Below are 14016 nucleotides of genomic sequence, written 5' to 3' on the forward strand. Positions count from 1 at the left end.
GTTTATTTTGGAACAAAATATAATTGAAATAAAGGGAATCTCTAAAACTTTTGAAGATAACTGTGTTTTAGATGATCTTTCTTTAAAAATAAGAAAAAATGAATTTTTAACATTACTTGGTCCAAGCGGATGTGGAAAAACTACTACTCTTAAAATCATTGCAGGCTTTGAAGAGGCTGATAATGGTGAGGTTTTATTTAATGGTACTGATATATCCACATTACCTCCATATAAGAGACCAGTAAACACCGTATTCCAAAAGTATGCTTTATTCCCTCATATGAATGTATATGAAAATATAGCTTTTGGTTTAAAAATCAAGAAAACTCCTAAGGATGAAATAGATTCAAAAGTTAAAGAAATGCTAAAACTAGTATCTTTAACTGGTTTTGAAAAAAGAAAAATAGAATCTTTGAGTGGTGGTCAACAGCAAAGAGTTGCTATTGCAAGAGCACTAATTAATGAACCAGAAGTTCTTTTATTAGATGAACCTCTTGGTGCACTAGATTTAAAGCTTAGAAAAGAAATGCAATTAGAACTTAAAAGAATTCAACAAAGACTAGGAATTACATTTATCTTCGTAACTCATGATCAAGAAGAAGCACTTACTATGTCAGATACAATTATAGTTATGAATAAAGGAAAGATTCAACAAATGGGATCTCCTGAAGATATATATAATGAACCTTCTAATGCATTCGTTGCAGATTTTATTGGAGAAAGTAATATATTAGATGGAGTAATGCTTGAAGATTATAAGGTTAAATTCTGTAATAGAATATTCGATTGTGTAGATAAAGGCTTTAATAAGGATGAATTAATAGATGTAGTTGTAAGACCAGAAGATATTAAAATAGTTGATGCTAATGATGGAATGCTTAAAGGAATGGTAAAGTCAATTATATTTAAGGGAGTTCACTATGAAATGGAAGTTGAAGAAGGAAATAAAACTTGGATAATTCACAATACTAAGTTTGCTGAAGTTAATTCTGAAGTGGGACTAGATATTTACCCTGAAGATATTCATATTATGAGAAAGGTTTCTCAATAATGAAAAAAATAAATAGAAAAAGTCTATCAGCTTATCCATTTATATTTTGGAGTGGTTTATTCATAGTAATTCCTTTATTAATAGTATTATTTTTCGGCTTTACAATAGCTAACCCTGATGGAGGGTATAGTTTTTCATTAGAAAACTTTTATAGATTGCTTCAACCTCAATATATTAAAGTATTTGGAAGAAGTTTAGAACTTGCATTATTATCAACTTTTTGGTGCTTAATTTTAGGCTATCCTGTGGCATATATAATTTCTAAAATGAAACCATCTAAAGGAAGTATATTAATTATGTTATTTATAGTTCCTATGTGGATGAACTTCCTTTTAAGAACTTATGCTTGGTTACCTATTTTAGGTAAGAATGGATTCATTAATAATATGTTAGCACAAATAGGACTTGGACCATTTAACTTCTTATATAATGATGGTGCAGTTATTTTAGGTATGATATATAACTTCTTACCTTTTATGGTTTTACCAATATATACTGTTTTAACTAAAATAGATAATGACTTACTAAATGCTGCTGCTGACCTAGGTGCTAGCAGAATGCAAATATTTAGAAAAATAACTTTACCTCTAAGTATGCCTGGAGTTATCTCAGGAATAACAATGGTGTTTATGCCAGCTGTATCTACCTTTGTAATTTCTAGATTACTTGGTGGTGGACAATACATGCTTTTAGGTAACTTAATTGAACAACAATTTACAATGATGGGTGATTGGAACTTCGGTTCATCTATATCTATCTTTATGATGGTAATTATATTAGTTTGTATGGCTATTATGAATATGTTTGATAAATCAGATTCTAAGGAAGGAGGCGGACAATTATGGTAAAAGGTTTTGAAAATTTCATTAAGAGATTTTACTTAGTATTAATATTTATTTTCTTATATTTACCTATTGCTGCCTTAATAATCTTTTCATTTAATGATTCTAAGACTATGGGAAGTTGGTCAGGCTTTACCTTAAAATGGTATAAAGAACTTTTCCAAAATGAAACTATTATGCAAGCACTATTCTTTACAGTAGTAATTGCAGTTATTTCATCACTAGTTGCCACTGTAATAGGTACACTTGCAGCAATTGGAATTAATAAAATGAGGGGGCCAAAAAAGGCACTATTACTAAATATAAATTATTTACCAGTGCTAAACCCTGATATAGTAACAGGAATTTCCTTAATGAGTTTATTTATCTTCTTAAGACCTCTTACTAAATTAGATTTTGGTTTTACTACTATGCTTTTAGCACATATAACATTTAACATCCCTTATGTTATACTTGCAGTATTACCAAAGCTTAGACAATTACCTGAGAACATTGAAGATGCTGCCTTAGACTTAGGAGCAACACCTTCATATACTTTGAGAAAGATAATATTACCTCAAATTAGACCTGGTATTTTTGCAGGTATGCTTATGGCCTTTACAATGTCTATAGACGATTTTGTTATAAGCTTTTTTACTGCAGGACCAGGAGTTACTAACCTTTCTATAGAAATATTTGCTATGGCTAGAAGAGGAATTAAGCCTGAAATTAATGCTCTTTCAACCCTAATGTTTGTAACAGTATTAACACTTCTATTAATTGCAAATAGAAAAGAATTTATATCAAGGGGGGATAAAGTTGAAAAAGCTTAAAAAATTATTGGCTGTTGTATCCTCTTTGGCATTAACTACCTCTCTTTTTGTAGGATGTGGTAATAGCGAAGAAAATGGTAAAAGAGTATTAAATGTTTTTAACTATGGTGACTATATTAATGAAGACTTAATTTCAAAGTTCGAAGAAGAAACTGGTATTGATGTAATATACAATACTTATGAGTCTAATGAAATAATGTATCAAAAAGTTAAAAATAGCCCTGGTACCTATGATCTAATCTTCCCTTCTGATTACATGGTTGAAAAAATGATTAAAGAAGATATGCTAGAAAAAATAGATTTTAATAATATACCTAACTTTAAATATATTGGAGAAGACTTTAAAAATCTTTCTTATGATCCTAGCAATGAATACTCTATTCCTTATATGTGGGGAACAATTGGTATAATATATGATGCTGATAGAGTTGATGAGGAAATTGATAGCTGGGATGCTTTATGGGATGAAAAATATAAAGGCGAAATATTTATGTTTGATTCTATTAGAGATACTCTTGCAATTTCACTAGCTAGACTTGGATATTCATTAAATTCTACAAATCAAGAAGAGTTAGATGAAGCTGTTAATGAACTAATCAAACAAAAGCCTCTAGTTCAATCTTATGTAATGGATGAAGTAAAGGATAAGATGATAAATGGTGAAGCAATATTTGCTACAGTTTATTCTGGAGATGCAATCTATATTCAAGAGGAAGCTCCTGATTTAAACTTACAATATGTAGTTCCTAAAGAAGGTTCTAATAAATGGTTTGACGTTATGGTTATCCCTAAAGGAGCTAAACATAAAACCGAAGCTGAACAGTTTATAAACTTCTTATCTGAACCTGAAAATGCTGCTGAAAATGTAGATTACATTGGATATGCTACTCCAAACATGGGTGCATATGAACTTTTAGATGAGGAAACTCAAGAAGATGAAACAGTATATCCATCAGAAGAGGTTTTAGATAAATGTGAAATCTTTATTGATTTAGGAAATAAAATTAAGCTATATGATGATGCTTGGTTAAAAGTAAAAATTAATTAATCATAATAAGTCTACTGCAAACCCATATGCAGTAGACTTTATTACATAATAAAATGTTAATTATTTAACTCCTTAAACCACAGTTCAACTTCTCTTTTTGCATTTTCTATACTATCAGAAGCATGCACACAGTTCTCTGTTTTATTATCTGCGTATAAATTTCTTATAGTTCCTTCTTTAGCTACCTCTGGATCTGTATTACCATTTATTTCTCTAACCTTCTCTACTGCATTTTCTCCTTCTAGAACTAATGCACATAGAGGACCTGAAGTAATAAATGATAATAATTTTTTATAGAATCCCTTCCCAATATGTTCTGCATAATGGATGTTAGCAAATTCTTCAGTAATGGTTTCCATTTTGAGTTTAATAATACTTAAATCATTTTCTTCATACCTACTAATGATCTTGCCTATTAATTTCTTCCTTACTGCATCTGGTTTAATCAAGACTAATGATCTTTCCATATATCTTCCTCCATAAAAAAACTCTCCTCTAAATTATACCATCTATTGTCTATTTTTATTAACATAAATTTAGAAAATATTTAAAATTTTCAATAAATTATGCTATAATTCTTATAAATATATGAATAAGGAGGTATTTATGGTTAGATACTATATTGTTGTAGATGGTAGAGTCCAAGGTGTCGGCTTTAGATTTCATTGCCAAATGAATGCCACGAGCCTTAATTTAACTGGTTGGGTACGTAATATGTCTAATGGGATGGTAGAAATGGAAGTTCAGGGAACAGAACAATCCTTAGCTAAATTTGTAAGTTTGATTAGTAAAGGTAACTACTTTATAAGAGTTACTTCTATTTCAAAAAAAGAAATACCCCTTGTAGACTCTGAAGGAAAATTTAAAGTACGATAAAATTCTCAGCATTTTTTTAATTATAATGCATAATTAAGGAAAAAACTTCTAAGAGAGTTTTGAATAAAATGTACTTTGTAATAGCTTTGAATTACTAAGAAAAAATACCGCATATCATTTGAATAGTGCGGTATTTTGATAATATTTTTAGTTTTGTTCTTCTTATATATTCAATTATCTAAACAACAAATTGGAATTTAAATTTTAAATACCACTTTAAATTCTTCGCATACAACTTCCATATATTCGTTAAATTCCTTACCAGCTTCATTCATATACAAATGCCCAAGCTTCATACTCGTCTTTAATACTATTATTTCTTTTTTTATATTCAGTCTACATTTGTTCTGCATTCATAATAAATATCCCCTACAAATTCTAATTTGTTACTCTAATTAGAGCTCTACCTCATACCCATATTCATATAAAACAAGATCATCATCAATAACTTCCTCATAAATGCCAGGAACTCTTGTGAAACCATTTTTGATATACAAACCAATAGCAGGTTCATTTATATCAACAACAAAAAGTCTCAGATATTCAGCCCCTAATTTTTTAGCTATTTCCTTTGCCTTAATAAGCATTAAACTACCTATTCCTTTTCTTGAATAATTCACATTTACGCCTAAACGGTCTAAATATAAGGCCTTACCACAATCATATTTCCATTCCACGCTTTTTTCGCCTTCATTTTTATCACATAAAACAAAAGCAGATACAACTTCATTATTATTCAGTAATATATAAAGACGATTATTTTTTATATCTTCTTCAAAAAAGTTACAAGGGTAAATATCATCCCATATCTGAATTTGATTATCATCCATAATTTTAATTATTTCTTTATAGACAATTTTAATTTGTGATAAATCATCCATAATAGCTAATCTAAAATCCATTAAGCTCGCCTCCATAAATTCTAATTATTTCTTTTAGCTTCTGTATCAAATACCATTAAATTATTTTCTTGAATAACTTTAACTAACTTATCGCCATATATTAGATTTCCAACCTCATCTTTTGCAGTACTATACCCTGCATTTTCTAAAGCTTGTGCTTGCTCTTTATATGTTTGTCCATTAAATAATCCATTTTCAGCATATCTTTCATTTTCATATAAGAACTTTCCATGATCCTTTATAGATTCTTTAAAGCTATCATAAGCTCTAAAGGCTCCTACTATTACATCCTCATAATTTTCCATTGTTTCTAAATCAACACTATCTCCACTCCATCTACCATCAGCTTTAATACCAAAAAGATTGTTATATTTTGATGATAGTGTAGACTCTCCCCATCCTGATTCCAAAATAGCTTGTGATATTGTTATCGATGGAAGAATTCCATATTTTTTATAATTGTCATAGGCTATATCTTCAATACTTTTAATAAAATCCTTCTTTTCAGTATCATTTGCAAGTTCAGTATGAATATAGTTGTTTTTTAAAATATTTAATTTTTCAGTTGCCTCTTTTTCATCACTACTTTTTAAACCTAAAGACTTCATTGCTGACTTAAAATTATTTAATCCAACAACATTCCCATCCTTATCTTTTTTAATAAAACTATTTGCTGCCATCTCTAATGTATCATCTTTTATTGAAAAACTATCATCATTTATAACATAATTTACTGCAGCTACTTCTTGCCAATTTAACTGATATCCATTTGTAGTATATTTATCCGCCAAATCTATATAACTTTGTATTTCTTCCTTAGATAGAATCATCTTATTACTTAAATTATTAAATAATCCAGAAATTTTTACTGTAATTACAGACATCACCGTGATAAAAAATACTAATAAAAAAATTATAATTTTTTTATTTTTTTTATTAAATTTAACTTTATTATAATTATTTAACCCTTTATAACTACCCTTATATATCAAATTCACCCCTCCAAATTTAAATTCACTTAATATCATCTATGTTTTAAATTAATTATCTATATTACTATTAATCTATAAAATTAAAAGTCAAAATAATTATTTAGTAAAATATCAAAATTGAAATCTATATAGTATTTAATTTTTATCTAAGTTAAATTAATTGTTTTTTAAACTCCTAAAGGAGTTTTCTCATTGTTTTTTCATTATTCACTCTTAATTATTCATTGTACTACAGCATCTTATACTTCTTATTACAACTTATATATTATAATAATATTTCTTATAATTAAATCTTATTATTAAAACTTAAGAATTAATTTATATTTACCTAAGAAAATTGAGTAATGCAATCCCTTCTTCAGCTGTAGTAGCTGCATTTACAATAAATCCTTCTTTTTGAAAGGTATGTTCCAATATTTCTTTTATACCTGTCTCATCTTCTATAATTAATGTTTTTTCTCCATAAAAATCCCTCTGCGCCGCCATCTTATAAGATAGTTCAATATAGCAGATATTTTCCTCTTTTTAAAATAAAAAAATACTGAGATTTAATTATCTCAGTATTCAAACTATCTAATTATTAACTATATTATTTAAACTACTTCTATTATTTCCGACTTTTCTTTTAACTCTTTAAAATATTCTTCTGTTTCAGATATTACTACCTTTCTTAGTCCTATTAATCCTATTAGATTAGGGAATGCCATTAATCCATTTACTATATCAGCTATAATAAATATCATTTCTAATGGCAAGAAAGGTCCAACAGCTACTAATGCAATAAATATTAATTTATAAGTTTTAATTCCCTTTACTCCAAATAAGTATTCTATACATCTTTCACCATAGTAATTCCAACCTAATATAGTAGTGAAAGCAAAGAACATAAGTCCAATATTAACTATATATTTTCCTAAAACAGCTATAGGTAAACCTATTTCAAAGGCTGCTGTTGTAAGAGCTGCACCCTCTAGGGAACCGTTAAATGTTCCTGTAATAACTATGACTAATCCTGTCATTGTACAAATTACTATAGTATCAATAAAAGTTCCAGTCATTGATATTAGACCTTGTCTTACTGGTGAATTAGTTCTAGCAGCAGCTGCTGCTATTGGTGCACTTCCAAGTCCTGCTTCATTTGAAAATACCCCTCTTCCAATTCCTCTTTGCATTGCTATAGTGATGGTTATACCAACTGCTCCACCTAAAGCTGCTTGAGGATTAAAAGCACTTTCTATAATTAAAGAAACAGCAGCTGGAATTTTATTAAAATTAAAAAATAATACTAGTATAACTCCAACTATATATAAAACTGCCATAAAAGGAACTACTGTTTCAGATACTTTGGAAATTCTTTTAATTCCACCTAAAGTTACTAGTGCAACTAAGAATGTTACTACTACTGCAGTTACTATAATTGGTATGTTAAACCCGATAGATGCAGCATCTGCAATAGATTTAACTTGTCCAAATGTACCAATTCCTAGTAAGGCAACCCCTACTCCAAATATAGCAAATAACTTTGCAAGCCAGTTTAATCCTAATCCATTTTTTATATAATACATAGGTCCACCTGACATTTGACCATTTTCATCTACTTCTCTATATTTAATGGCTAATACACCTTCTGCATATTTAGTAGCCATTCCAAAAAAGGCTGCTATCCACATCCAAAATAAGGCTCCTGGTCCCCCTGCTTTAATAGCTGTTGCAACACCTACTATGTTTCCTGTACCTATAGTTGCTGATAAAGCTGTACATAAGGCCCCAAAACTTGAAACATCACCTTTTATATTTTCATCATTACCTTCTTCTGAAAAAATGTACTTAATAGCTAATGGTAATCTAAAGATTTGTAATAATTTTAGTTTCCATGTCAGGTATATACCAGTTCCGACTAATAAAATAAGTAGTGGTGGTCCCCATATTACAGCATCAACTGCATTTAAAAAAGCTTCAATTTGTTTTAACATAAAAAAATCCCCCTTAAATTGTATTTACGGAGGAGAATAGATAGTAAAGTACTTCCAATTAATAATATAAAATGAATAATTATTTTTAACCACAAAATGAGTCTTCTTATAAATATTTCACTTTAAATTATGCTGTAGCATCCTATCTTATCCCCTGTCCTTTTACCTGAGAGTTTCAATAGCCATAATATAGCTATCTTGCTCCTTCGGTGCTCTTTTCGAGTCTCTCCAGAGGTTCGTCCAGTAACGGTCCTAATACCTGAAAGATTTACTTCTTCGGTGGATTTAAACAAATCACTCTCCCGCTACCTTCAACCGAACGTTATAAAATTATATTGTTATTATATATGTATATGCAAAGATATTCAATACCTTTTTTAACTCTTTAAATGTAAACATGTACAAAACGAATAAAATTATATATCTATCTTTATAATTTTACTAATAATAACCCAGAATAATTATTTATTTTTTATAAATTATTATTTTTTGCAATATTTAATTCATATAATAGTATTTTTGCAAGAATTAATTGATTTTTCTTAGTTAATATATATACTATTAATATAGGAATAATTGCTAATCAAAGGAGGAGAATCAAAATGAAGAAGAGATTAGATAAAAATACTCTTAAAGATCTCTATGGAAAAGTAAGTCCTTTTGAATTTAAAGACAAGCTAATTGCACTAGCAAATTTAAATAAAGATAGATTTAAGGGTACAGTATTAGATGCCGGAAGGGGAAACCCTAATTGGATTGCTACAACTCCAAGACAAGCTTTTTTTGCCTTAGGTAGTTTTGCAATAGAAGAATGTGAAAGAACTTTTTCTTTAAATAATCTTGCTGGAATGGCTAACAAAAAAGGAATTTATTTAAGATTTATTAACTATTGCAACGTAAATAGTTCCACTAAAGGAGTTACTCTGCTGAAAGATATAATAGATTTTTCTATCCGTGAATACAATTTTAATGAAGATGATTTTTTATTCGAATTAGTTGATGGAATTATTGGAGATAATTATCCATACCCAGATAGAAATCTTCTTCATATAGAAAAGATAGTTAACAGTTATTTAATGAAAGAACTTGGATGCTCTACTACATATAATAATGAATTTGATATATTTTCTGTAGAAGGCGGAACAGCCGCTATGTGCTATATATTTGATTCGTTAGTACATAATAACCTTCTTAATAAGGGAGATACAATTGCATTAATGACACCTATCTTTACACCTTATTTAGAAATCCCTCATTTGCCCGAATATGATTTTAATGTTATTAAAATTCATGCTAATGAAGTGGATGAAAATAACAACTTAACTTATCAATATTCAAGAGAAGAATTAGAAAAGCTTAAAGACAAAAACATAAAAGCATTATTTATAGTAAATCCAAATAATCCAGCTTCTATAGCTCTTACTAATGAATGTATTGAAAACTTAGTAGATGTTGTGAAAAAGTATAATGAGGACTTAATGATTATAACTGATGATGTTTATTGTACTTTTATTAACGATTTTAAATCGATAATTTCATATTTACCTTATAACACAATAGGAGTTTACTCATTATCAAAGTATTTTGGAGTTACAGGCTGGAGACTCGGAACTATCCTTTTACATAAAAATAATGTTTTTAATAAATTAATAAATAACTCACCTAATAAAGTTAATATAAATAATAGGTACAAGCACCTAAGCTTAAATCCTGAGGATATTACTTTTATTGATAGACTAGTTGCTGATAGCAGGAAAGTAGCCTTAAATCACACTGCGGGGCTTTCAACTCCACAGCAAGTTCAGATGGCATTATTCTGTGGATTTACTCTTATCGATAGAAAAAATGAATATAAAAATTCTACTATTAATATATGCAAAAGAAGAAAAGCATTATTATTCGAAGGTTTAGAATCAGAAGTTATTGATAACTCTATGGACGCTTCTTACTATACTGAAATTAATGTAATTGACTGGTCAAAAAAATTTCATGGCGAAGACTTTTCAAATTACATTTTAGAAAATTACACGCCTTTTGATATACTTTATGATTTAGCTAATGAATATTCAATTATATTACTTAATGGAGATGGATTTGCCTCTTCAGAATGGTCTTTTAGAATATCTTTAGCTAATTTAAATGATAATTTCTACTTTATTATAGGTAAAGCTATTAAAAGCTTACTTTTAAACCTACTTAATGAGTATAAAAATAATGAAGCAGCAATTGAAATTAATAATGCAATTAATTTATAAGAAATAATATAAAAATATAGCTTCCAATAATAAAATCTATTGCCCCTTATCTGGTCACAAATAACAGATTTATATATTGGAAGCTATTATATAATTAATCTCTATAAAGTCTATTTATAGCACTAAACACTGCTTTTATAGAAGCTATAGTTATATTACTATCAACTCCTACACCAAATGTAGTATTTCCATTATCAGTTCTCTTCATTTCTACATAGGCAGCAGCTTTAGCTTCTGAGCCTTCACCTAAAGAATGTTCAGCATAATCTAAAACAGTAGTTTCTATTAATTTACTGTTATTTAAAGCTTTCTTTAATGAGTTAATAGGTCCATTACCATTAGCCTTAAATGTTTTTTCTTCTCCCTTATAAGTCACTGTAATGTTTATTGTAGTATTATTTCCATCAGTTCCTATATTATCATTATCTTCAACTTTGAATTTTACCAATTTAAATGGCTCTTCTATAGCTAAATATTCTTCATTGAACTTGTCCATAATAACTTTTGGAGAAATCTCACCACATTTTTCAGTTACTTCTTGGATTACTGCACCAAATTCTTTATGCATCTTCTTAGGCATCTTATATCCATAATGACTTTCAAGAACAAAAGCAACTCCACCTTTTCCAGATTGGCTATTAATTCTTACTAATGCCTCATATTCTCTACCTAAATCACTAGGGTCAATTGGTAAATATGGTACTTCCCAATATTCACTACTTCTTTCCATATATTTTTTCATACCCTTATTAATTGCATCTTGGTGAGATCCTGAGAATGCTGTAAATACTAATTCCCCTGCGTATGGATGTCTTATATGAACAGGTATCTTACAACACTTTTCATAAATATCTATAACCTTATTAATATTGTCTAACTTAAGCTCTGGATCTATTCCATGAGAGAACATATTACATGCTAAATTAATAATATCCACATTTCCTGTTCTTTCACCATTTCCAAATAAAGTTCCTTCAACTCTATCTGCTCCTGCTAATATAGAAAGTTCAGCTGCTGCAACACCTGTACCTCTATCATTATGAGGATGTACACTTAATATAACTCTGTTTCTATTAGAAAACTTGCTACTCATCCATTCAATTTGATCTGCAAATACATTTGGAGTATCCATTTCAACTGTTGAAGGAAGATTAATAATAACTTTTTCTTCCTCTGTAGCACCCCATGCATCTAAAACAGCTTCACATATTTCTAAAGCGTATTCTACCTCTGTACCAGTAAAGCTTTCTGGAGAATACTCTAAATAAACTTTTCCATTAAAATTTTTAGTATATTCCTTAACAAGCTTAGTACCGTTAACTGCAATAGCTTTTATTTCATCTTTGTTCATATTGAAAACTACATCTCTTTGAAGTATAGAAGTTGAATTGTAAATATGGACGACTGCCTCTTTTACTCCTTCTAAAGCTTCAAAAGTTCTTTCTATAAGATGTGGTCTAGCTTGAGTTAAAACTTGAACCTTTACCCCTTCTGGAATTAATTTATTATCTACTAATGTTCTTAAGAATTCAAATTCTATTTGTGATGCTGAAGGAAAACCTACTTCAATTTCCTTAAAACCAAGCTCCACTAATAAATTAAACATCTTTATTTTTTCATCAACATTCATAGGATTAATAAGTGCTTGATTACCATCTCTTAAATCAACACTACACCAAATTGGAGCCTTTTCTATCTCTTTGTCTGGCCATGTTCTTTCTTTTAATTTAATAGTTTGAAATTTTTTATACTTTTTGTAATTCATTTAAATGCCCCCTTGCTTATTATTTTGGAAATAAAAAACCGCGTAAATCCTCCAAATATTGGAGCGATTCACGCGGTACCATCCAAGTTTATAACTTAATTAAAATAACGGTAATATATACCGACAAGACCTAATACCCCTTCAGTCTTGTAGCTCCTGAGCGAGTTCAAAAGCGATTATATGCGGGCTCTCACCATCCCCCTACTCTCTTTAATATATCTTACCTTCTACTACTCTCATTCCAAGCCTTTAATTATTGAGTTAATTAGTAATATACTATAAAAATTTTCCAATGTCAACATTCTTTTTTAATTTTCTAAATATTTTAAACTTCCAGTCTATTCCTTAATTCTCCATTATAAAAAGCTTTTATATTCTTAACCACTTCCATAAACAACCTATCTCTTGCTTCAACACTTGCCCATGCTATATGCGGAGTTAATATTAACTTATCTATGTTTTTTACAGATGTTAATGGATTATCTTCTTTAATAGGCTCAACTTCGAAAACATCTAAAGCAGCTCCTGCAATTAAATCCTCATCTATAGCCTTTGCTAAATCTTTTTCTACTACTATAGGACCTCTTCCCATGTTAACTAAGATTGCATTCTTCTTCATTAATCTTAGAGCTTCATAATTAATTAATCCCTCAGTATCTTTGTTTAATGGTGCATGAATAGATATTATATCTGATTTATCTAATAAATCTTTAAATTCAACTCTTTCATATTCGCTATTAGAATTTTTTCCTGAAGTTGAATAATAAATAACTTTTGCTCCAAATGCCTCTGCTATTTTAGCAACTCTTCTACCTATTGCACCAAGGCCAATTATTCCCCAAGTCTTTCCTTCAAGTTCATAAAATGGTACACTTACATTTGTGAATAATCCACTTTTAGCATAAGCTAGAGATTTCACATAATTATCATAGTATGCAATCTTATCATATAGTGCTAATACAGTTGCAAAAGTATGTTGGGCTACGGTATTAGTTGAATATCCAGCTACATTAGTTACTGCGATTTTATTAACCTTTGCATAAGCTATATCAATGTTATTAAATCCAGTTGCAGTTTCGCAAATTAACTCTAAGTTCTTTGCATCTTTTAGATTCTCTTCCTTAAGAACAACCTTGTTAGTTAAAACTACATGAGCATCACTAATTCTATCCTTAACTTCTTCTGGCTTTGTTGAATCATAATACGTAACCTTACCTATATTCTCAAGTTCCTTAAAATCTAATGCACCTAAAGTTTTAGCATCTAAAATAACTATATTTTTCATAATTCCCTCCTATGTAATTTATACGATCTGTTAAGTTATATGAACATTGCTCTTCTCAATCCAAGGAAATACAATAGGTTTGCGAAATTAAATAATACCCCCTTAGAAAAGGAGAGAAGAACAATGAACAAGACTAATATAAAATGCCCACGCTGTCATTCTGATAAACTATATAAGTTTGGTTTGAATAAGCAGGCTAAACAAAAGTATCAATT

14 protein-coding genes, 1 riboswitch and 1 other annotated feature are annotated in these 14016 nt (G+C 29.1%); of the genes, 6 read left to right on the plus strand and 8 right to left on the minus strand.

Going from position 1 to position 14016, the window contains the following annotated elements:
- Positions 1-7: 7 nt before the first annotated feature.
- Genes potA through GPX08_RS11640 form a run of 4 tightly spaced genes read left to right on the plus strand, consistent with a single transcriptional unit; the run spans position 8 to position 3753 of the window.
- Positions 8-1051: a polyamine ABC transporter ATP-binding protein gene (gene potA, locus GPX08_RS11625; RefSeq protein WP_156626984.1), complete on the plus strand. Its 1044-nt coding sequence runs from the start codon at positions 8-10 to the stop codon at positions 1049-1051.
- The gene (locus GPX08_RS11630; protein ID WP_156626985.1) at positions 1051-1899 is read left to right on the plus strand and encodes an ABC transporter permease subunit; all 849 of its coding nucleotides are present in this window, start codon (positions 1051-1053) and stop codon (positions 1897-1899) included. Before potA ends, GPX08_RS11630 begins: the two co-directional genes overlap by 1 nt.
- Positions 1893-2705 carry an ABC transporter permease subunit gene (locus GPX08_RS11635; RefSeq protein WP_156626986.1) on the plus strand — a complete coding sequence of 271 codons (813 nt, stop codon included), beginning with the start codon at positions 1893-1895 and terminating at the stop codon, positions 2703-2705. The genes GPX08_RS11630 and GPX08_RS11635 overlap by 7 nt, the downstream gene beginning before the upstream one ends.
- Complete coding sequence (locus GPX08_RS11640) at positions 2692-3753, plus strand: extracellular solute-binding protein (protein WP_156626987.1); 1062 nt, start codon at positions 2692-2694, stop codon at positions 3751-3753. Before GPX08_RS11635 ends, GPX08_RS11640 begins: the two co-directional genes overlap by 14 nt.
- A gap of 56 nt (positions 3754-3809) precedes the next feature.
- On the opposite strand, the gene GPX08_RS11645 is transcribed toward GPX08_RS11640, so the two are convergent.
- Positions 3810-4220 carry a nucleoside-diphosphate kinase gene (locus GPX08_RS11645; protein WP_156626988.1) on the minus strand — a complete coding sequence of 137 codons (411 nt, stop codon included), beginning with the start codon at positions 4218-4220 and terminating at the stop codon, positions 3810-3812.
- A 139-nt stretch (positions 4221-4359) separates the two neighbouring features.
- Here GPX08_RS11645 and GPX08_RS11650 point away from each other — a divergent pair, with 139 nt between their 5' ends.
- Positions 4360-4629 (plus strand): acylphosphatase, encoded by a 270-nt coding sequence (locus tag GPX08_RS11650; RefSeq protein WP_156626989.1) that lies wholly within the window; start codon positions 4360-4362, stop codon positions 4627-4629.
- 197 nt (positions 4630-4826) lie between these two features.
- Here the strand turns inward: GPX08_RS11650 and GPX08_RS11655 are convergent, their stop codons facing one another.
- The 5 genes from GPX08_RS11655 to GPX08_RS11675 all read right to left on the minus strand — a co-directional run bounded on the left by GPX08_RS11655 (position 4827) and on the right by GPX08_RS11675 (position 8496).
- Positions 4827-4982: a hypothetical protein gene (locus GPX08_RS11655; RefSeq protein WP_156626990.1), complete on the minus strand. Its 156-nt coding sequence runs from the start codon at positions 4980-4982 to the stop codon at positions 4827-4829.
- 42 nt (positions 4983-5024) lie between these two features.
- Positions 5025-5531, minus strand: coding sequence for a GNAT family N-acetyltransferase (locus tag GPX08_RS11660; protein WP_156626991.1), 507 nt, complete (start codon positions 5529-5531; stop codon positions 5025-5027).
- A gap of 20 nt (positions 5532-5551) precedes the next feature.
- Positions 5552-6523: a mannosyl-glycoprotein endo-beta-N-acetylglucosamidase gene (locus GPX08_RS11665; protein WP_156626992.1), complete on the minus strand. Its 972-nt coding sequence runs from the start codon at positions 6521-6523 to the stop codon at positions 5552-5554.
- A 324-nt stretch (positions 6524-6847) separates the two neighbouring features.
- Positions 6848-7009, minus strand: coding sequence for a hypothetical protein (locus tag GPX08_RS11670; RefSeq protein WP_156626993.1), 162 nt, complete (start codon positions 7007-7009; stop codon positions 6848-6850).
- A gap of 107 nt (positions 7010-7116) precedes the next feature.
- Positions 7117-8496, minus strand: a complete 1380-nt coding sequence (locus GPX08_RS11675) for an amino acid carrier protein (protein WP_156626994.1) — start codon at positions 8494-8496, stop codon at positions 7117-7119.
- A 144-nt stretch (positions 8497-8640) separates the two neighbouring features.
- Positions 8641-8738, minus strand: a riboswitch (glycine riboswitch).
- Positions 8739-9098: 360 nt separating this feature from the next.
- Here GPX08_RS11675 and aspD point away from each other — a divergent pair.
- A complete protein-coding gene (aspD, locus tag GPX08_RS11680; protein WP_156626995.1) occupies positions 9099-10751 on the plus strand; it encodes an aspartate 4-decarboxylase in 1653 nt (550 codons plus the stop codon).
- 94 nt (positions 10752-10845) lie between these two features.
- Here aspD and leuA read toward each other — a convergent pair whose 3' ends face one another.
- Both leuA and GPX08_RS11690 read right to left on the minus strand, forming a co-directional pair.
- A complete protein-coding gene (gene leuA, locus GPX08_RS11685) occupies positions 10846-12516 on the minus strand; it encodes a 2-isopropylmalate synthase (RefSeq protein ID WP_156626996.1) in 1671 nt (556 codons plus the stop codon).
- A gap of 56 nt (positions 12517-12572) precedes the next feature.
- Positions 12573-12769, minus strand: a binding site (T-box leader).
- Between the two features lie 72 nt (positions 12770-12841).
- Positions 12842-13801 carry a D-2-hydroxyacid dehydrogenase gene (locus tag GPX08_RS11690; protein ID WP_156626997.1) on the minus strand — a complete coding sequence of 320 codons (960 nt, stop codon included), beginning with the start codon at positions 13799-13801 and terminating at the stop codon, positions 12842-12844.
- Positions 13802-14016: the final 215 nt, after the last annotated feature.

The sequence above is a fragment of the Clostridium tertium genome (assembly GCF_902652255.1).
Lineage (GTDB): Bacteria > Bacillota > Clostridia > Clostridiales > Clostridiaceae > Clostridium > Clostridium tertium_A.

Coding starts and splice junctions, on each gene's coding strand:
- GPX08_RS11660 (WP_156626991.1), bottom strand. CDS start 5,531: ATGGATTTTAGATTAGCTATTATGGATGATTTATCACAAATTAAAATT.
- GPX08_RS11650 (WP_156626989.1), top strand. CDS start 4,360: ATGGTTAGATACTATATTGTTGTAGATGGTAGAGTCCAAGGTGTCGGC.
- GPX08_RS11690 (WP_156626997.1), bottom strand. CDS start 13,801: ATGAAAAATATAGTTATTTTAGATGCTAAAACTTTAGGTGCATTAGAT.
- GPX08_RS11635 (WP_156626986.1), top strand. CDS start 1,893: ATGGTAAAAGGTTTTGAAAATTTCATTAAGAGATTTTACTTAGTATTA.
- GPX08_RS11645 (WP_156626988.1), bottom strand. CDS start 4,220: ATGGAAAGATCATTAGTCTTGATTAAACCAGATGCAGTAAGGAAGAAA.
- GPX08_RS11675 (WP_156626994.1), bottom strand. CDS start 8,496: ATGTTAAAACAAATTGAAGCTTTTTTAAATGCAGTTGATGCTGTAATA.
- aspD (WP_156626995.1), top strand. CDS start 9,099: ATGAAGAAGAGATTAGATAAAAATACTCTTAAAGATCTCTATGGAAAA.
- GPX08_RS11655 (WP_156626990.1), bottom strand. CDS start 4,982: ATGCAGAACAAATGTAGACTGAATATAAAAAAAGAAATAATAGTATTA.
- leuA (WP_156626996.1), bottom strand. CDS start 12,516: ATGAATTACAAAAAGTATAAAAAATTTCAAACTATTAAATTAAAAGAA.
- GPX08_RS11630 (WP_156626985.1), top strand. CDS start 1,051: ATGAAAAAAATAAATAGAAAAAGTCTATCAGCTTATCCATTTATATTT.
- GPX08_RS11670 (WP_156626993.1), bottom strand. CDS start 7,009: ATGGCGGCGCAGAGGGATTTTTATGGAGAAAAAACATTAATTATAGAA.